General features: G+C 38.4%; 29 protein-coding genes. 14 read left to right on the plus strand and 15 right to left on the minus strand.

Going from position 1 to position 17,860, the window contains the following annotated elements; translation table 11 throughout:
* Positions 1-17 precede the first annotated feature (17 nt).
* The 3 genes from FD723_RS40875 to FD723_RS40885 form a co-directional block, all read right to left on the minus strand.
* On the minus strand, positions 18-161 hold the full coding sequence (locus FD723_RS40875; RefSeq protein WP_179070871.1) for a hypothetical protein: 144 nt from the start codon (positions 159-161) through the stop codon (positions 18-20).
* A 368-nt stretch (positions 162-529) separates the two neighbouring features.
* Complete coding sequence (locus FD723_RS40880) at positions 530-718, minus strand: hypothetical protein (protein ID WP_179070872.1); 189 nt, start codon at positions 716-718, stop codon at positions 530-532.
* 261 nt (positions 719-979) lie between these two features.
* Positions 980-1,954, minus strand: a complete 975-nt coding sequence (locus tag FD723_RS40885) for a lipopolysaccharide assembly protein LapB (RefSeq protein WP_179070873.1) — start codon at positions 1,952-1,954, stop codon at positions 980-982.
* A gap of 150 nt (positions 1,955-2,104) precedes the next feature.
* Between FD723_RS40885 and FD723_RS40890 the strand changes: the two genes are divergently transcribed.
* From FD723_RS40890 to FD723_RS40900, 3 genes are read left to right on the plus strand one after another with little or no spacing between them, the layout of a single operon-like run.
* On the plus strand, positions 2,105-2,509 hold the full coding sequence (locus FD723_RS40890; protein ID WP_179070874.1) for a hypothetical protein: 405 nt from the start codon (positions 2,105-2,107) through the stop codon (positions 2,507-2,509).
* Entirely contained in the window at positions 2,502-2,927 is a 426-nt protein-coding gene (locus FD723_RS40895) for a hypothetical protein (RefSeq protein ID WP_179070875.1), read from the plus strand. Before FD723_RS40890 ends, FD723_RS40895 begins: the two co-directional genes overlap by 8 nt.
* On the plus strand, positions 2,924-3,238 hold the full coding sequence (locus FD723_RS40900; RefSeq protein WP_179070876.1) for a hypothetical protein: 315 nt from the start codon (positions 2,924-2,926) through the stop codon (positions 3,236-3,238). The genes FD723_RS40895 and FD723_RS40900 overlap by 4 nt, the downstream gene beginning before the upstream one ends.
* Before the next feature lie 46 nt (positions 3,239-3,284).
* Here the strand turns inward: FD723_RS40900 and FD723_RS40905 are convergent, their stop codons facing one another.
* The 4 genes from FD723_RS40905 to FD723_RS40920 all read right to left on the minus strand — a co-directional run bounded on the left by FD723_RS40905 (position 3,285) and on the right by FD723_RS40920 (position 5,849).
* The gene (locus FD723_RS40905; RefSeq protein ID WP_179070877.1) at positions 3,285-3,920 is read right to left on the minus strand and encodes a hypothetical protein; all 636 of its coding nucleotides are present in this window, start codon (positions 3,918-3,920) and stop codon (positions 3,285-3,287) included.
* Between the two features lie 73 nt (positions 3,921-3,993).
* On the minus strand, positions 3,994-4,653 hold the full coding sequence (locus tag FD723_RS40910) for a hypothetical protein (RefSeq protein WP_179070878.1): 660 nt from the start codon (positions 4,651-4,653) through the stop codon (positions 3,994-3,996).
* A 90-nt stretch (positions 4,654-4,743) separates the two neighbouring features.
* The gene (locus tag FD723_RS40915; protein WP_179070879.1) at positions 4,744-5,097 is read right to left on the minus strand and encodes a hypothetical protein; all 354 of its coding nucleotides are present in this window, start codon (positions 5,095-5,097) and stop codon (positions 4,744-4,746) included.
* A gap of 89 nt (positions 5,098-5,186) precedes the next feature.
* The gene (locus tag FD723_RS40920) at positions 5,187-5,849 is read right to left on the minus strand and encodes a hypothetical protein (protein ID WP_179070880.1); all 663 of its coding nucleotides are present in this window, start codon (positions 5,847-5,849) and stop codon (positions 5,187-5,189) included.
* Between the two features lie 270 nt (positions 5,850-6,119).
* Here FD723_RS40920 and FD723_RS40925 point away from each other — a divergent pair, with 270 nt between their 5' ends.
* Positions 6,120-6,488, plus strand: coding sequence for a hypothetical protein (locus tag FD723_RS40925; RefSeq protein WP_179070881.1), 369 nt, complete (start codon positions 6,120-6,122; stop codon positions 6,486-6,488).
* A gap of 78 nt (positions 6,489-6,566) precedes the next feature.
* Here the strand turns inward: FD723_RS40925 and FD723_RS40930 are convergent, their stop codons facing one another.
* The 6 genes from FD723_RS40930 to FD723_RS40955 form a co-directional block, all read right to left on the minus strand.
* The gene (locus tag FD723_RS40930; RefSeq protein WP_179070882.1) at positions 6,567-6,818 is read right to left on the minus strand and encodes a hypothetical protein; all 252 of its coding nucleotides are present in this window, start codon (positions 6,816-6,818) and stop codon (positions 6,567-6,569) included.
* Between the two features lie 5 nt (positions 6,819-6,823).
* Entirely contained in the window at positions 6,824-7,231 is a 408-nt protein-coding gene (locus FD723_RS40935; protein WP_179070883.1) for a hypothetical protein, read from the minus strand.
* Positions 7,232-7,239: 8 nt separating this feature from the next.
* A complete protein-coding gene (locus FD723_RS40940) occupies positions 7,240-7,488 on the minus strand; it encodes a hypothetical protein (RefSeq protein ID WP_179070884.1) in 249 nt (82 codons plus the stop codon).
* Between the two features lie 147 nt (positions 7,489-7,635).
* On the minus strand, positions 7,636-8,919 hold the full coding sequence (iscB, locus tag FD723_RS40945; protein WP_179070885.1) for an RNA-guided endonuclease IscB: 1,284 nt from the start codon (positions 8,917-8,919) through the stop codon (positions 7,636-7,638).
* Positions 8,920-9,223: 304 nt separating this feature from the next.
* On the minus strand, positions 9,224-9,949 hold the full coding sequence (locus tag FD723_RS40950; protein WP_179070886.1) for a hypothetical protein: 726 nt from the start codon (positions 9,947-9,949) through the stop codon (positions 9,224-9,226).
* Complete coding sequence (locus FD723_RS40955) at positions 9,936-10,427, minus strand: hypothetical protein (protein WP_179070887.1); 492 nt, start codon at positions 10,425-10,427, stop codon at positions 9,936-9,938. The genes FD723_RS40950 and FD723_RS40955 overlap by 14 nt, the downstream gene beginning before the upstream one ends.
* Before the next feature lie 144 nt (positions 10,428-10,571).
* Here FD723_RS40955 and FD723_RS40960 point away from each other — a divergent pair, with 144 nt between their 5' ends.
* Entirely contained in the window at positions 10,572-10,871 is a 300-nt protein-coding gene (locus FD723_RS40960; RefSeq protein ID WP_179070888.1) for a hypothetical protein, read from the plus strand.
* On the opposite strand, the gene FD723_RS40965 is transcribed toward FD723_RS40960, so the two are convergent.
* Positions 10,843-11,106, minus strand: a complete 264-nt coding sequence (locus tag FD723_RS40965; RefSeq protein WP_179070889.1) for a helix-turn-helix domain-containing protein — start codon at positions 11,104-11,106, stop codon at positions 10,843-10,845. The genes FD723_RS40960 and FD723_RS40965 overlap by 29 nt on opposite strands.
* 214 nt (positions 11,107-11,320) lie before the next feature.
* Between FD723_RS40965 and FD723_RS40970 the strand changes: the two genes are divergently transcribed.
* From FD723_RS40970 to FD723_RS41010, 9 genes are all read left to right on the plus strand, one after another.
* Complete coding sequence (locus FD723_RS40970; RefSeq protein ID WP_179070890.1) at positions 11,321-11,767, plus strand: FHA domain-containing protein; 447 nt, start codon at positions 11,321-11,323, stop codon at positions 11,765-11,767.
* Positions 11,745-12,440 (plus strand): hypothetical protein, encoded by a 696-nt coding sequence (locus FD723_RS40975; RefSeq protein WP_179070891.1) that lies wholly within the window; start codon positions 11,745-11,747, stop codon positions 12,438-12,440. Before FD723_RS40970 ends, FD723_RS40975 begins: the two co-directional genes overlap by 23 nt.
* 435 nt (positions 12,441-12,875) lie before the next feature.
* Positions 12,876-13,496 carry an IS1 family transposase gene (locus FD723_RS40980; protein ID WP_179070892.1) on the plus strand — a complete coding sequence of 207 codons (621 nt, stop codon included), beginning with the start codon at positions 12,876-12,878 and terminating at the stop codon, positions 13,494-13,496.
* Positions 13,497-13,523: 27 nt separating this feature from the next.
* Complete coding sequence (locus tag FD723_RS40985; RefSeq protein ID WP_179070893.1) at positions 13,524-13,892, plus strand: hypothetical protein; 369 nt, start codon at positions 13,524-13,526, stop codon at positions 13,890-13,892.
* Between the two features lie 67 nt (positions 13,893-13,959).
* Positions 13,960-14,223, plus strand: a complete 264-nt coding sequence (locus FD723_RS40990; protein WP_179070894.1) for a hypothetical protein — start codon at positions 13,960-13,962, stop codon at positions 14,221-14,223.
* A gap of 156 nt (positions 14,224-14,379) precedes the next feature.
* Complete coding sequence (locus FD723_RS40995) at positions 14,380-14,691, plus strand: hypothetical protein (protein ID WP_179070895.1); 312 nt, start codon at positions 14,380-14,382, stop codon at positions 14,689-14,691.
* Between the two features lie 108 nt (positions 14,692-14,799).
* Positions 14,800-15,795, plus strand: coding sequence for a hypothetical protein (locus FD723_RS41000; RefSeq protein ID WP_179070896.1), 996 nt, complete (start codon positions 14,800-14,802; stop codon positions 15,793-15,795).
* 2 nt (positions 15,796-15,797) lie between these two features.
* On the plus strand, positions 15,798-16,259 hold the full coding sequence (locus FD723_RS41005; protein ID WP_179070897.1) for a hypothetical protein: 462 nt from the start codon (positions 15,798-15,800) through the stop codon (positions 16,257-16,259).
* Positions 16,260-16,419: 160 nt separating this feature from the next.
* Positions 16,420-16,896, plus strand: coding sequence for a hypothetical protein (locus tag FD723_RS41010; protein ID WP_179070898.1), 477 nt, complete (start codon positions 16,420-16,422; stop codon positions 16,894-16,896).
* An 84-nt stretch (positions 16,897-16,980) separates the two neighbouring features.
* Here the strand turns inward: FD723_RS41010 and FD723_RS41015 are convergent, their stop codons facing one another.
* The gene (locus tag FD723_RS41015) at positions 16,981-17,805 is read right to left on the minus strand and encodes a hypothetical protein (protein WP_218651883.1); all 825 of its coding nucleotides are present in this window, start codon (positions 17,803-17,805) and stop codon (positions 16,981-16,983) included.
* Positions 17,806-17,860 lie beyond the last annotated feature (55 nt).

Consider the following 17,860-nt stretch of genomic DNA (forward strand, 5'->3'; position numbering starts at 1 on the left):
AGTGTCAATCTTTCCATTCAGAATAGAGCGATCGAATTCTGTAAATCATGATTTTCCATTTTGTCGCTTGATAGGCTTAGGCGTTGGAGATTTAGGGGAAGTAGTCCAGAAAGACGAGTCACCAATATCGCCACACCAAGGGCAATACCATTCTGTTTCATCTTCCTCTAGACACCAGTTTGGTACTGCACCTCCGCAGCAGTAGCAATGTACTTTGATTTTTGGATTAAGAAAATTATTGATATCAGAAAAATATCCTTCGTAATACATAAAGTACAAAATTCCTATTTTGTCACTTGGTCAGTTACAAATCCCCATCCCTTGCATAATGGACAAAATCTTTTTACTAGTTTTCTAGTATCTCTCCAAATTTTCCCGCTTCCTTTGCACTTTGGGCATCTTATTTTAGATTCATCAGTCATAATTCCCTTTTCGTCACTTCAGAAAATTTTTTGTACAATACAGATGAACTGCCAATACCGGAGAATTGCGCTTAGTGCAATTTGGTGAAGGGGTAGGCAGTCATTTTCTAAAATTCTACGATTGCATATTCCTGTATTCTGCTAATTATCGCATCGTATTGGTCTGTTGTTACCGATGTGGTTGAAGTTATCCCAAACTCTGAGAAAACTGCTTGTACTTCACATTTTTTCAATCCTTGAGAGTGGGCGATCGCCCAAAGTCTATTTTTTTGCGCTTGATTTATCAGTCTACTCATAAAGGCGTTACCGCATATATGTGTATCCATTGATGGAAATTCAAATTGTACCCCAAAGTCAATTAGCTTTTAAACACTTTTTCGTAGATTTTTCAAGGGTTGTAGGCACTGCGGAGACTTAAGATTGGTTTGCTTTAAAGCACTTTGGCACTGATTCTCGCCAGATGCGATCGCGTTTATGATCAAATTAACGCGATCGTGATCGTCAAGCGAATTAATTTTAATCCCTTCTTACTGGTGCATCTAATTTCCCAAATATCCCTAAACCCCGCTTTCTTCGAGGCTAAAAATTTCTGGATAGGGTTTGCGGTTCTCTGGCTTTAGTAGCGAAGATCCCCATTCACGACTTTTTTGGGCGTTGACCTCAAGGATTAAAGACTGATGCTCTGAGATCAATTGTAAAGATTCTGGAAAAGCCTGCCAGTATTTGTAGTTTTGCTGCCAATAGTTGTAGGCTTCATCTGCGCCACCGCAAGTATAAGCATTTGCAGAATAATCAATTGGCTGCTTCGGGTTTACTTTGAGTAAAATTTGAGCAACTAATGGGCGGTATTTTATTGCAACTTGCAACCATTGTCTTGCTCTAGCTCTTTTCCTGAGCTTTAATGCAGCCAACACTCGACCATAAAGGATGCTGGGGTCGGTAGTTTCCCCGTCTTCATAGAGGGAACAGACTTCCAAAACTTTTTCATAATCTTCTAAGCCTAGATAGCATGGAACTAGCAAGTCTCTAGCTCCAACATTATCGCTACGATTAATATTAACCAAATTTTGAAAAACTTCGGCAGCTAACTTGAGATTTGCTTGCCGTAAAAAGTCTATTTTTTCATCATTTGCATTTTCAAAGTAAGTTAAACCTAGATTAAAATAACTCCTAAAAAAAGAGCGATTTGGTAATATGTAATAATTCAAGGTATCACGTTGGAAGTCAAAAGATTTTGGGATTGCTTGTAAAAGTAGTTGTCCTGCTATCAACCAAATTTTATGGGAGATATCTTTTTTGTTGCAGTCACTAAAAATCATCCCTAGAAGAGAGTAAGCATCTAAAAAAGATGGGTAGTTAGTGATAATTAAAATCAACTCATTAATTAATTTGTGGGGATTTGCATTTTGACTGGAATCCCACTCTTCACAAATATTGTAGTACTGTTCATAAATCTCTGGAGGGTATTCTGGAGAGACGAACCTCCACTCGCTATTTTCAGCTTGTTGCAAAGATAAAGATGTAATTGACATTTACTCCGCCTCAAGTAAATTTTTGTAGCTCCTCCAATTATTGGAGGCTCCGTGTTTTTACTATATTACAAGCCAGTTTCTTTTAAACACTTTTTGCTTAATCTACAAGAGTTGTAGCCTCTACTGCCCTATATTGGGAAAACCTGACGAATGATAAACATGGAGGACATTTTGCAGCGATCGCCTTATTACATCCTCAACGACCAACATCTGGCGGTAGAAGCACCAGACTTGGTGCAATGGTTTTTGTGGAAAAGCACTCACGATTGTCTGGTTGCTTTAGCTGAATTTCCGTGGGGAAAAGTCTCAACCATATTTTTGGGACAGAATACGAACTGGAACTCCCAACAGACTCCAATTCTGTTTGAAACGATGGTTACTGGAGTTGGCTCTTTGAATGGCACTATTTACAGATATTCAACTTGGGATGAGGCAATGTCGCATTACAATGCCATTTGCCAAATACTGGTTAAATCGTGCTATTCTACATTGACTTCCCAGCAATTGATGGCGCAAGCTTCCCTTTCTCTTGCAAAAGGTATTGAACATGCTTAATCGTTTGCTTTCTCGCTACAAGTGGTACCGCCAAAGTAAAGGCGGAATTTGGTGGCTCGTACAAACGTCTCTACCGGGGGATGACGCTTACTGGAGAAACACTGCTCCCGACAGAATCGAGCGAATAATAGACACAGAAGACTATGCAAAATCTGGAAATTACTTGTTACCAGATCCAGAATTTTACCAAGCGATCGCGAACATTGCCGTCAACGGACAGTGGAAAAATAACTTCAATTTAAGGCAATTTTTAAAAGCAGCAAAAATCCTTCGGCACAGGGGAATTGAAGATAGTTTAATTATTGAAATGTTAAGCGAACTTTATAAAGCCTCAGCTACAGAAAAAATTAGCGACTCAACTCCTCAAGAGTATCAATGGGCGGAAATTAAAGAATTATTCAAAAAGTTACCCCTATGAATCTCTCGGAAAACGAAACCAGGATTTTAGCAGATTTGCTCCAACACGCAGAGGATTATTTCCTTCGCAATCGACCCAAAGTGCATTTCATCATGCAGCAAACGCCAGAAAATGCTCAATTGATTAGAGAATGCGAAGTCTACTGCAATCCCCACACTCCAGAAGCGATAGAAGATCCCTCTATTTTTTTGATTGAAGATAAGTATTGCTACAAAGACTTTGTTTTGGCATCATATTTTGCAGACAAGCTTAAAAATAGCTTGCCAGTGCCGGAAACGCTAGAAGAAACTGTAACTACGGAAATTAACTAAACAGCAAAAAGCGATCGCTAAGATTAACTTAGCGATCGCTTTTTAGTTATTTTTTATCGGTGCAACCATCGTAACCAAAGTTTGGGCCAGACGGATGCACTGTGCAAGCGAGGTATTTTTTTCCAAGGTATTCCCCAAAGAAATATCCGCAGTCTTTACAAACTATATCCTGGGCAGAAAAATAGATATATTTGAGAACACCTATGGTCATGTTCCCACTCCAGTGCCTTTTTATGCAAAATGTTGCTGTACCAGCTTTACTACTCAAAGAGTGAACTGGTGAAAGGTAAAGATATCCCTCTACCTGTTGTTGAAAAAATTCCAGCTTGAAGCCTAAGAATTGTATTTCTTCTGAAGATAGTACTACTTTGACCAATTCTTTGTTTGCTGCAATTTCGGTGTTGAAGAAAGTAGTTTCATATATTTCAGCATTGCCATTAAATATCTTAGCCTTGAGTGCAGGAACTATTATTTTTGATTCTGCCACTTCCCAAACTCTGTATTCCAAAGAATCGTACACAATCCTGGGGTCAACTGTTTTTAAGAAATTAAAACATCGGTGTCCTTCTTGTTTGAGTAAGCTATCAATGCTGTCTTTTAAAGCTTTAATAGCTTTTGCAGAGACTACATTATCACCAAAATCAGTCTTGTACTGTTCTATTATGGTTTGCTTCAGTGTCATTTTATTCTCCATTTTAGAAAACTGCGATCTGTTAATTAGTGATCGCAGTCTGTGTAATTGTCGATGCGGTTAACTATTCGCGATCAAACAATAATTTATCTGTGCAACCATCGTAACCAAGATTTGGCCCAGACGGATTTATCGTGCAAGTAAGATATTCTTCTCCAAGGTATTTTCCAGAGAAGTATTCGCAGTTTTGGCAAACTACATCTTGAGGGGTAAAGTTTTTGTACTCAAGAACTTCAATAATTTGCTTGCCATCCAAGCTTTTACTTGCGAACAATGTTCCCTGACTTTTGTCGCTAACCAAGGAATATACAGGTGACACGTAAGCAGATTTTTGACTGTAACCTTCACGGTAATGAGCGTAAATCCTAAGAAAACCTAGAAAATAGATTTTGTTAGAGTTGGATATCATTTTAATCACTTCTTGATTAAAGTAAATATCTGAATTGAGTTTAATTTTTCTCAATTCGCCATTTTCGTGAAACATTTTTCTTTTCAAACGAGAAACTACTAATTCCGGTTTTACAATATTCCAAGTAGTAAATTCAAATCGATTGTAGAAAAGGTTGGGATACAGTGATTTGCAAAACGTAAAAGTAAAGTCTCCTTGCCTCATGCATAGCAGATTAATCGTTCTTGCTAAACCATTAATCTGCTTGATGGAGACTTCCTCTTGCTCCAAAAAGAAAGTATCGTGCTTGTGTTTTATGGTTAAAGCTAGTTCCATCTTGTTCTCCATTTTAGAAAAATTGCGATCTGTTAATTAGCGATCGCATTGTGTAATTGACAACTTCATTCATTTTTGATCTCCTTATATCTAAAAGTTGCTAGGAGGATTGAGATCGTCTAATCGCGACTCAATCGCCGCGATCGCCTGAGCAAGAACTGCAATCTGTTCCTCTATTTCCTTTTTGTTTTTTCGCAATTCGCCCATCAAACCGATTTCAAAATCAATTATTCGCCGCTTCACTTCATCTAGCTCTATTTTTGTGGCGAATGATTTTGGCGATACTGGCTGAGTATTAGTTTGGGCTGCTAAGTGATTTTTTAAAGCATTGAGAACAAATTCCTTTAAGGAAATATTTTCTTTTTCTGCCCCAGCCTTAACAGCTTCTAATAGTTGCTTTTCCTCGTCCCTGTCGAGCTTGATGTTTAGTTGCATTCGACTCATGGCTAGCTTTGGGTAGGCTTGTCTATCCAAGGCTTATCTTACATCAACATCTGTTAGGCGAGATCGGGTAAAACGAATCCTAATCTCAATCAACTTTGTTGATGTTGAATTAATTTAAAATCTGCACACCCTTTGTAGCCCAAGGTTGGCCCGTCTGGATGTACGCCACAGAGAAGGCGATTCTCGGCGATAGATTCTTTTAAAAAGTATTCACACTTTTTACAAACCACATCTTGAGGTGTGAATCTCTGTAAAGCAAGAAACTGTAACATTCCTGCATCTCCTACGTTTTGGTTGATACAAAAATGTGCGTTACCATTAATGCCAGTCAAACGATACACTGCTACAACGTAATGAGTTGTTTTATTAACATTGTCAACAGCAATATGCATAAAACCTGCAAATTGGAGTTTATCGGCATTAAACATTACCTGCCAAGCACGATCTTCCTTATAGTTACCTTTAACGTCTGTCGGTAACTTGGCGTTGGAAAATTTGCCATTTTCATCAAATATTTGATTTTTCAAAGAAGCGATCGCCAATTCATGTTCTTGAATATCCCAAAATTTGCTTTCTGCATACCAGTAAAACAGCATTGGTAAAGTTAGCTTGCAGTATTCAATAGATAAAAATCCCTCTTTTTCACATAAATTATTTAGCATTTTGGACAATCTTTCGATATGCCCCACAGAAACATCCGACATCGCATACAAAGATTCGTATTCTTTCAACAATTCCTGTCTCAATTGCATTTTCATTATATCCTCCGCTTGGCATCTTGCGTAAAAGCTTATATTCTTATTGTAGCTTTATATGCACAAAAACTAACAAATACTACTTAGATAAATAGATATATAAGCTATAATTAATACATAAAAACGTGATTTCTCACTGGTTTTTTGTGAGAAAGAAGATTTTTGCTTCCCACAAATTCCCAATAACTGAATCACCAAATCATCTCTGCGGTGATTTGGTGCAATCGGCTGAGATTTATTTCATCTAATAGTAAAATGCGAGGTTTTATGCCAAATTCAAAAGCTAGATTGGATCGATTAGAAATTAGCGCCACGCCACCGGAAGAGGAATGTCTGCAAGTTGGTATTGATGATTATCCCAAAAAAGGTAGGCAGCAATGCAATGTTTTCAAGCAACAACTAGAAAGGCAGTTCCCAATTCCCCAGCATTTAGAAGAAATCCTTTACTTCGCAGTCATATCGTGTCCTCACGATTTTGGGAGTTATTATAATGTGTGTGTGAAATTTGATGGGAACAACGAAGAGGCAGTAAATTATGCCTACAACGTTGAGGCGAACACTCCTGCTTATTGGGATGAAGATGCGAAGACAGAGCTTCGCTCTCTGGGGCTACTGTCTGACGAAGATGAAGAATAATTGAGATAGATAGGGCGGATATATTACAGAATATATCCGCCCATTTTGTTTGCTGAATTTTAGAATATGGCTCTACCATTAGCTTGGACTATTGGTAGAGCTTTTTTGGTTGGTTGCTAGAAGCAAAAACCCGACAAGCTTAAGTCTTTGCTGCTCGGTTAGTTGAGCATCATCCATTGCCTTTCCTAGCTGAAGTTCGGTTGATGATTCTATCTTCTCTTTGACAGCGCCGAAATTGAGAATCATGCCCAAATCGACTAGCTGTTTTAAATAAAAGGCATCATATCTACTCGCTAATTTTGCATATTCTTCTTCTAATTGTTCGTCCATGTCAACTACTTGTATTTCAACTCATGCCAATTTTTAGCTGCACTTATTATAAGCTTGTTAATTTGCTCCAAAGTAAATTTCTGCCTACCTGTGGCCCATTCCTTTAGTTGAGAAATAGGCAAATCTATTTCATCAGGAATAACTCGCCGGAAACCTTGAATTTTGCTTTCTTGATTTGGCATCAGCTTTTCACTGACATATCGCATCAAAATCCAGTCTATCCATAATTTGTAATCTTGATTTGCATCATATCCTTCCGAGTCTCCTTGCCACTCAAAACAAGCCATCATAATCTCATGTCTTTCTTCAACAGATAAAAAGCTCATATCGAAATCATTGCATCCGTGGTTGGCGAATGAATTGGAAGCCACATCCAAAAGTTTTGCAGCTAGTTTTATTTCAGTTGCGGTCAAAGTCATAATTACCTGCTTTTTGTGATTACAAATCCATGCGATTCTCGCGCATGTTTAGCTCTAAATAGTTGTGCTTTCCTATTGTTTTTGGTATGTTCCTTCAGTCCACCTATGACAAAGTTAGCTACTGTAGGGGAGAATTGAGGTTTGAGCAAATAAGCGATCGCTTCAAATACGTATTGCTCAGAAATTCTCACAGTTGCCGCACTTTTTTGACAAATTTCTGTAACTTTGGACTTGATTTCATCATCTGTCATCTAACCCTCCAGGAGACTCCCACCAAATCTGTACTCAGATTGGTGGTGAGAGGAATGGAGGGGGAATTACGAAACGTTCCTTGAATGTCTTTGAGCGAATGCGAAAAGAATGAGAGGAACAGTTGAGTAATTCCCAACTTCTTGGGTTTAAATTGCATACGAATAGCCATCCTTTGCATGAATACGAAGACAAAAGTTGTGAGATATTCCTTGAATCAATCCGTTCTTGGTCGAAATATTGAAACTACCTGATGAGCGAATAGCTACTTTTCCAACATAATTACCAATCTTTTTACCAGTAGTAACTACTGCTTTAACAATATCTCCAGTTTGAAAACCAAAATGTATTTTCTCTCTGGGTACGTGCCTACTTGGAAAACCAAACTTATCGGTTCTACATGATTGCCTAGACCCGTGACCATTAGCTGTGATTAGCAATGGTTTAATACCTTTAATAATCAATACTGGCGTTGACTTACCGACACACGCCGCATCTAACCAGTGTCTTTTTTCAAGCATTTGTTGACTGCGGTTAAATTTAGTTAAACCACCGGAACCAGTTTCTACTGGTAGTCGAGTTGATTTTAAGGTTTCAAGTAATGCCCATCTAGTTGTATTTACTGCGGCAGCATCTGCCAATGGTTTTTTAGCTTGCGCCAAGATTTTTGTTAATTTAGATGGGTCTTTTTTCAGAAAATCTTTAATATCCTTAGTTCCTTTCTTGGTGTTACATTTTTCGCAACTTAGAGTAAGATTTGATATAGAATTACTGCCACCTTTTGCTCTGGGATGAATATGTTCCACCTGAAAAGGAACGTCTTTAACTCCGCAATAAGCGCATTGCCTGCCCCATTTTTCAAGTAAATATTCTCTCGTTTCGTAGCCTTGTAAAGTACCTTGCTGATACTCCTCACCCTGAATATCTGGATTCCGCATCAGTTGCATATCGAAGCGTACTAACTCTTGGCTAATAGCCTCAATTGGTGCAAATTGACGAAGCTTTTTAATCCAAGTTTCGATGTTATCGACCCGACTTTGTAAGCTAGGCGCTAACCATCCATCTGGACGGGTTCTGTTCAAAAATCTTGGTTGCCTGTAACGAGTTTTTCTAGCACGTCTACCACGTCTTAGCTGCCGTCTAGATGTCAAAACATCCCTAATCGCAAAACCCCGATGCTTTAATTCAGCAGCAAATACAACCTCTCCACTCGCATCATTGACTAATGCAATTCCTGTTACTTTAGCACCTGGGTCAAGTTTTAATCTTAGTGGTGACACAGGGGTTTCTGGAACGGATTTAGCAAGAATCAAAGTGAACGGGAATTGCCTATAAATTGCTGCTTTTTTGTTTCTTAGTAATTGCCTCGCTTGCGCTGGATGAATTGGATTTAGCGGTCGTTTCTCGGAATCAATTACAAATACTTTGGACATTTCTGCCCCTCCTTACGGGTAATGTTAGCCTGGACAATGATTTAAAGGCTTTTTACGCTAACAGCACTGGCTTAACCCATTACACCTGTTTAACTGTTAACCTCAGAGCTATGAACTGGCTGCGTATTCGTAGGTGAGATGACCTCAAAATCGTAGTACTCAAAGTACTTAGTCGGGTAAACTCTGGGCTTTAAAAGCCCCCAGTAAAACGGTACTCCGTTCACTGGTGGGTAGTTTACAGCAGTTATTCTTATACAATAAAAAGCGATCGCCTTGATTTCGAGTTGAAGCGATCGCGCATCAACTAATTTACTGCTGGCTGAAGTAACTGCCAGTCATCAGGATGGCTAACCCCGATCCGAATAGGCTCTCCTCCCCAGCCATCAGCGACATGATAATAGTCAGTTCGGTAGCGACACAAAGCCAGATCGGGTTTTGGTCTGCGAAGGCTGTATTCGTAACCTGGAATAAAAGAATCCCTGTCAAGCAACGCTCTCATGCGTTCATATTCTTGGCTGGGTCTACCAATTTGGTCAATATCCCAAGATTTCAAATAATCGTAGTTTACAAACTGTTCTGGAGTCCAAAATGCTCGTTCTGGTTTTAATGATTTTGAGGTAAATCGACATCGATTGTCGATTTGTGAGGTAATAATCACAATCAGACCCTCACTAATTTTCTCCTTCATAAATTCTAAAACTCGAATTTCGTCGGCATTTTTTAGATAAGGAGCAATCAAATCCAAGCCAGTTGGAGCAGGCAACTCTGGATTTATTTCCTGGGATTGGGATTGATTTTCTTCCATTTGCAAGAACCAGTCGTAAATTTTATAATATGGTCTTTCCGCATCGCCAAGATAAATGAAAGCTGTATCTCGCTTTTGCTTTTGAGCAATTTCAATCACCGATTTCCAGCAGCGTCGTAGGGCATTGAGAACAAGCTCTGAATTAGCACGAATAATCAATGCTTGGTCATTTACGGTTAATTTGTCGCAGTATTGTAGATAATATTCAATTTCAGTGAATTCCATTTTGTTCTCCCTTTTTGACATTTTTGGGTTGCAAATCAGCAGGATTCATCCCGGCATGAACTAGCCCTGTGGCCTCATCCCCAGAAATCGGACTGCCTTTTTTGATTTCCTGCAATCGAGGGGCAGAGATACCAGAAACTTCCGATAATTTCTCGATATCCCAAAATTCCACAAACTGCACAACAGGGTTTTTTTGACTCTGAAGAATTTTCCGCAACAACAAGTCGATCGCTGATTTGATTAATTGCGCTAATCCCATAGCGCCAATTTTTGGCAACCATTTTTGGATTTGCGGCAACGTTACCCTCTCCTCATCAGAAGATTCCGTGATCGCCGAAACTAAATTCCGTGCTGCCAACGCTTCATGGAGCAAAGTCTGACACATGTTAGAGAAAGGTCGATTCTCTGCATCAGCTATTCGCTCAATTTGCTCTTTGATGTCACTGACCTCTATAGATACCCTATACCTCTGAGTCATGGACTTGCCCATCTTTTGCTGTTTATATTAGCATTTTGCAGCTTATCCTGAAATAGTGATTCTTATTGCATATTATTGCATCCAAAAGATGCAATAATATTTAGCTAGAAAATAATTAAATAAAAATTGATTGCCATGCGGAAAATGCCGATTCTTCCAAGAGAAAATGCTCTTGAGTTTTGTCGTCTCATAAAATCCTACGAAATGGAGATTACTATCGAGCAAGTGATCAACGATGAAAAACAGGGAACTCGCCGGGAATATTCTGGAATCTTGGCAAGACACTTGGGCTTGAGAAGAAATTACATAGAACAGCAATGGGGACTAGGAATATCATTCCCGAAAGCTCCAAGTAAGTATCAAATCATGATGGGGCTGATTCTTTTTTATTTTCGTAATCATCCAGAATCAGACCTCAATCCTCATCCCCATCCTCAAACATAAAATAGCTTTCATCAAGCTTAAGTAGCTTGATAAGTTTGACTAAAATCACACCATCAGCACCATTTACCTCTATCGTGCGAACTTTTGACAAACTCTCATTCAAAAGTTTTGCCAACCCCTCTTGAGTTAGTCTTTTATTCACCCTGGCCATTCTGATCAGATGTCCCTGCAAATGATAAGGGGAGTCAAATTCTTCAGTACGCAGGGTAAAAACCTTATAGTATTTTTTACTCAACTTAACTCCAATTTAAGCAATTATTAGCAATAATAGTGACTTGCTCGCTTTTTTATGAATAACGCTTAGTTGCATGGATTACCATTGATTCAGTAAATAGAAATTTCTCTTTACTGCAAACATCACTATCTTATTCTCAGCATAGTCAATATTACCATTAGGCACCGCAATCTGGCATTGTGCTGTATTTTGCCTGTGAATTTATTATTATTTTATGGAAGTAAAACAGAAAATGCAGGAAGAATTTTACTTAAAGCTATTTTTAATCGGTGGCGAAGTATTAAGAATCAACCTGGGACGACAAACTCATTTGATCGGTAGGAATAAAAATCTTACTTCTTACATTGAGGAAAACTTTATTTGCTTGAATTACGGTTTTATTTCTAGATTGCACTCTTCTTTGGTGATGTATGAGAACAAAGAAGATGATACTTATTACTACGTGATTTGGGATGGTGTTCCTTTAGAAAAAAGAAGTAAATCTGGTGTTTTTGTAAATGGCAAGAGAATTCACTGGACTCGCTTGGAATCGGGAGATGTGATCACTTTTGCAGAGTCAGAGTCAGGCGATTCTTTCCCTAGACTGATATTCACGACAGATAACATTAATTTGTCCGGCGAGGAGGAAACAGCAGCACATGAAATTGGAAACAATGCGTAAACGGCTAGATAAATATCGTGGGATTGAAGTTACTTACAAAGGGGTTACTAAACTCAATTTAATTTGGGCTGGACTGACAATTTCCTTGAATCAGCTTCTTTGTAACTTAGATTTGCGTATTTTTGATATTGTAAAAGTTGGCAATGTCGATGGATTTAGCTTGGTTGGACTTGTCGTATCTGTTATCAGTGGGTATTTTGCTTATAAACAAATACAAATGAGCGACGTTAGCTCTAATGATGCACGTCAAGACAATATTAGACAAGAATTCTTGAGATTGATAAAAACTGTCAGGGAGGAAATTTATCAGGAAATTAATGAAACCAGAAGTCTTTCAAACAAGTGGGATGAAAGAATTGAGTTTAGATTGGAAAATACCACTGAAAAAATCTCAGAGGTTGAAAAGGATGTTTACGCTGTTAACTTAGAATTGAACAAGCACATGAACCTGACAATTCATCCTGGGGCTGAAACCAAGTTAAACCAGCTAGAGATATTGTTGTATGAAACCATTGCTTCAATCAAGTTTTTAAAAAGAGATAGCGAACAATCTTACCTACTGGCAAGAATTTCACGTCGCCTAGATGCAATAGAAGGTGCAGCTAAAGTTAAGTTAGCTAAAGATTTAAGCGAAGCTGCTATGGAGTCTAGGCTTGACATGGAGGTAACTTGATTTTATAATTTTTATGTTAGCAAGATTTTTGCTGGCGGATGTATATATTGGGTAAGACCTAAATTATTCAATTAATTATATGGGTAAGATTTCTAAATGAGGGGAAGTCTTGCCCATTTTGATTTTTATATTTAATTATTTTGTGATTAAAACAAAACATTTTAAACATAGATTTTGAATTAAAAATTATTGATTTAAAATTACTTGTCGTCGCAATCGATACTAGTTATTGCTACAATCGTATTGATGAAGGTATAGGTTAGCCTCATCAATAAATGGAGACAGAATGCAGCAATTCAAATATTATCAAGCTATCACATGCAGACATGAACTTCTGAGATTGATTCGTAGTTTAGCTATGAATGAAATTTGATTTTTAAGCTTTTATTTTCTAATCAATTTCATTTATATCCAGCGATTTAGTTAGGAGGCGTAATGTTTGGTGGGCATTATCGGCGCGACGTTGAACGTCGCCAACAGAAAGAACGCGAACACAAAAAAGCAGAACAGCAAAGAGCCGAGCAAGAAAAAGCAAATGAAAAAAGAGGTTTGGATTGGAATCCTCCTCTAGATATTACAAATTGTCCGATATGCGGTAGCGATAGGATAACTCCTTTAAAAGAGGAGAGTGAAGCTACTAAAAGGTATCGTTGTAATTCATGTCTAAGGTCAGTTTCTAGTACTACTGGGACGCTGGCACATAAAACCCATTTACCACCAGAGACTCGCCAAAGCCTTTATCAATCCTATAAAAAGCGAGAAAGTATTAGAACTGCTGTTAGTTCAACTGGTGTTAATAAGAATACCGTTTGTCATTGGTATGAAATCTTCAGAAAGTCTGAAGCACAGACAGGTGACGATGCAGACGATCCTGAGCGAGAAGAAACCACCTATAAAACCAAGAATAGCTATGCCAACCATCCCATGTACCAAGGACAAGTAGATTCTGATAAAACATCAGAATTAATTAGGCGAGGGGAGATAAATTCCGATTGCTATGTGGACAAACGAGGGAATATCCGAGATGGCATGAATAGGATTGTCGATTCGATTTAAGTCAGTTCTATTACAAAGGAGATTAGTGTGTCTAAAACTGAAACAATCGTCAAATATCAAATTTTAGTAGAGCGAGATAGCACTCCTGTAAAAGGGAATTGTAGTGCTTCTGATGATGAGGAGTTTGACAAACAAATGGAGGCGGAAATATTAGAGCGAATCAAGAAAAAAGATATATGGGCATGGTGCTGCATTACCGTGGTCGCGTCTTATCGAGGATACGAAGGAAGAGATTCTCTTGGTTGTTGCTGCTATCTTAATCAGCAAGACTTTAAGCAATGCGACTATTACGACCAAATGAAAAGTGCAGCATTGTCCGATTTATTTTCAAAGCTGCAACCTGCACATGAGGCATACCAAGAGCTAATACTTGCCTACCCGTCTGAAGAAGACTAACTGATTATTAGTCGAAACCCCGCTATTGCGGGGTCACGGGAAATCACTGAATACCCGTAGGAGAAACATGAATATATATCGATGCACTCGTCAACGTCCATACACCATCGGAACACCAGGATTTACTAATCCAAAGCATAGGGATGGGTATTATCAAGAAGCTGATAGCCACGAAGAAGCACTTAGTTTGATGCAGGCTCAATTCCCCGATGAGAAAGTTTTTAGCGTGCAATTGTGGACTTCTGACAAGAATGCTTCAACAGATGTGTATTATATGGAAGATGGCATTTTATACCTTACAGCCACTGGAGAAGTTGCATCAATCAAATAAAGTGCAGAATTTCCCTATTAAAGCGATCGCGCTTTAAACCAATTCTTTATAAAGCTGCATAGAATTCGATTCCCCCCTAATCTCTCTGATTAAGGGGGATCGAGATATCTGCAACTTTACATTAAATTGGTATTACACAATCAAAAAAGGAAAAATATGACAATTGTCTACCCTCAAAGCTGGCTAAAGCATCCACTGGGATTTGGACATTCAACCCAAGTGCCTGACAACAAAAAGATTTCTATTTTACTGAAATTGACAAAAATTCGCTTGAAAAAAGGCTACGACTGTGGAACTGTATTCTGGGGACTTCCCAGCAATAACTTGTATCGAGTTGAGTCAAACCAGGAGGTGGAAACAGAATCTGGATTAGTTACCACAATCGAATTTGCAGTTAGAGCAGCGAGTAGAGATTTGGCAAAAGAGGAAGTCAAAAAGATTTTGCCGAATGCCATTTTTGACAAATAAAATCGCTTTCTTCTGCAAGAAAGCGATCGGTTCACATTTACCCTTTTATCATACCAAATGTACATAACTTACAAATACTCAGTGATTCCGCACCCCGAAGGTGTTCAAGTGACTTCGATCCTAGAAAATGACAATCCTATAGCTTTTGAAGATTTAATTCCAATAATTAGAGATTACATTGGAATTAAATCTGATAGCTGGGTAATACCAAGGACTGTGGAATATCTAGACCGTTTTCACACAAAAGATGAACAAGGATTTTATCGGTATAGATTTGACCGATACGAACAACCTATTGCTGCTAGGATTGGCGACTTAGTAGTTTGGGAACAAGCTAGAAGCGGTTGGTGTGTTGGCATAGAAAATTATTCCTTAAACATAGTACGTTTAAGTTCTTTAATTGCCAAACTACCATCATTTGAAGCTGCAAAAGAGCTTGCCAACCATCTAGTTAAAATGCCGTCATTTGAATTTCCCTATCACTATTACAAAAATCCTCAAAAGGATGAAGTCTCAATTACAGACCCGTGGGGGAAAATGAAATGGCTAATAGGAAGTTCTGATACCTATGGCGGTTCTGTTTGCTTTGATTACGCAATTCTCCCCTACCAGCAAATAGTAATTCATGCTGAAGCTGGTTTACAAGTAGAAGGGACAGTGGAAGATGTAAAATACCACATAGTTCCTTTTGATGAAGCTGTTTCTGCTGCTGAATACGCAGTAGCGCAAGCAGCGCAGTGGTGTGTAGATAATAACGTAGAAATTTTAAAACACGACGGCGAAAGCTTTATCAAGGCGATCGCTCGTAAGGCTGAAAAAAGAAAAACACCTCCTACAGAAATTGAGCGAATGCTAATTGCATCCTACAAAATGATGCTGCATTTAATCGATGCAAAAACAGCAAATGAGGAGATACCTGGAGATGGAACTCCTAATCAGATGCTAGCAACTATCAAAGCTTATTTCGACGTGCAAGACCCGGAATGGGCTTGTTTGATGGGAATTGGTTATTCTTCTAAAGAAGAAGAAATAGCTGCTATGCAACATATAGCAGAATGCTTTAAAAGAAATGCCGAAGAATTTGGTAATCAGGAGGCAGAATAAAAATGGAAATCCGAAATCAAAAAACAAGGACTGTATCGCTTTACTATCTTGGTTTTATCAATAAAAACAATGAGTTTTGTTGTTTGATAGAAGATGAAATCTCAAAGCAAAGGATATGGAAACCTTACAACGAATGCGAACAACAAAACTGGAAGGATATCATAGTTTTACCATCAAAAGAAATCTATGAATTACATGATTCGATGGTAGGATATAGCCAATATTCTGGAATTTCTGTTTGTAATAATTCCAGCCAAAGAAAAATTTATATCCAACTAGAATGGAGCGACGATGGAAATGTTACCACCTGTAAGCCAGCTAAAAAGATAATAGCAGAAAGCCATTATCAAGCTTGTAAAATACTAGGCGTATCAAGAGAAGAAAGTAGTAGTGTGGTTCACTACTCAGATATTTTGAGATTGGAAATAGAAGAAGCATTTATAGATGCTATGGAATTAGGTTAAAAAAAAGGGCAGAGGATGAATTTTCTCTGCCCTTTTTTATTTTTTTTCAAGCCCTTGTCAGATTGCCACGTTAATAAATTACTATCAACTTTGATATAATCTAAACTAATCATCGAACTTTATTAAGCTTTGCGAGTTAATCGTAGAGCTTTTATTATTTATGTTTACAGCCAAAGTTTTAGAAGAGATGCAGGGGCAGGGTGGTTTTTGGGTGCAAGGGGAAGCAGTTTATATTCCCAGCGAACACGCGATCGCTTCGGTTGAAATTTATCGCAATAACTTAGCCAAAGGTAAAATCGGAATTATTAGTAATTTGCCGACAATGGATGCTTACAAAGCAGTATCTGCAAATGAAGCTAAAAACCTTGCCTACAGCGAAAGAAATAAATTGTTAGTTCCCCTTTGTAAAATGGCGATCGCACTGAATCTAGTTGCCGGAATTGGGCAGCACCAGGGAGAAGAATGGGATGATGATTGGAGAAATATTATTTTCCTTGAGCTACCCACCGGACAAATATCGTTTCATATTCACGATTCCGAACTGCATTTATTTCAATTCCTGCCTCCCTACACAGGTAAATGGGATGGGCACGATACTGCAACAAAATGGGACAGGTTACTAGATTTAGACTTTTAATAGTCCTGTCGCGATCGCCAAATCAGTAAAATTAAATTGCTCGATTCTACTTGGTGGGAGGAGGGGAAAGTCAGTTAAGAATATTTATGGTTGCAAAGGTTTAAATTCAGCCACAAACTTAATCCATCTTTTCGTTTTTTGGGGATCGCGTTCGATATCAAGAACCCCTATTCGGAAACTTTTAACAGTTGCTCCCCTTTCTTCTTGAGAAAAGGAAATCTCTGTTGGTTTTGGAGTGCGAACTTTATAAGCTTCAATGACAATTTTGGCTAAATCACAACTGATTCGGAATTTCCCTAAATTAGTTTGCCCAGAGTTACTAGAGTAACTCCAATCAATTTTGGGACTAACCATGTCTGTTTCGCACATGTGGGAAGTAATCTCAAACATTCTAGCGATATGGTAGTCGCGCCTTTTTAAAATTCCTCCAGGGAAAGTAGCATTGACATTCTGCTCTGGAACAGAGATAAATCCATCTCCTTCGGCGAAACTAATTGAAGCTGTAATGGGAGAATTATTGGTTTGAACTGGGGCTGGAGTTTGTAAAAGCTTGATAGCTGTGGCACGAGGAATACCATCATTGACTAAGCGTTGGACTCCTCCCCAGTCATCACCGTAAATATTGATTTTCCAATTACCATTGCTTTTTATTGCAGTTGCACCGCCACCAGCATCGCCGTTTGTCCACTTCAATAAGGCATAATTCCCAATAACCTTGGTTTCATAAAACTTGACGTTTTCTGGTGTGGGGTAATTTTGAACGGCTAATTTCCTTAAAACAGCTTGCTGTACTTGATTGGCGATATTAATGTTTGCCGTTTGAGATATTGCTGTTTGCGCGATCGCAAATGGTTCGACAGTAGATAATATCAATAACGATGCAGCAGAATTAATTAATAAATTTCTCATCCCTTTATACCAGATTAATGCTCCCCAATCGAGCATAGTCTTTATTTTGACAAGT

The organism is Nostoc sp. C052 (assembly GCF_013393905.1).
Lineage (GTDB): Bacteria > Cyanobacteriota > Cyanobacteriia > Cyanobacteriales > Nostocaceae > Nostoc.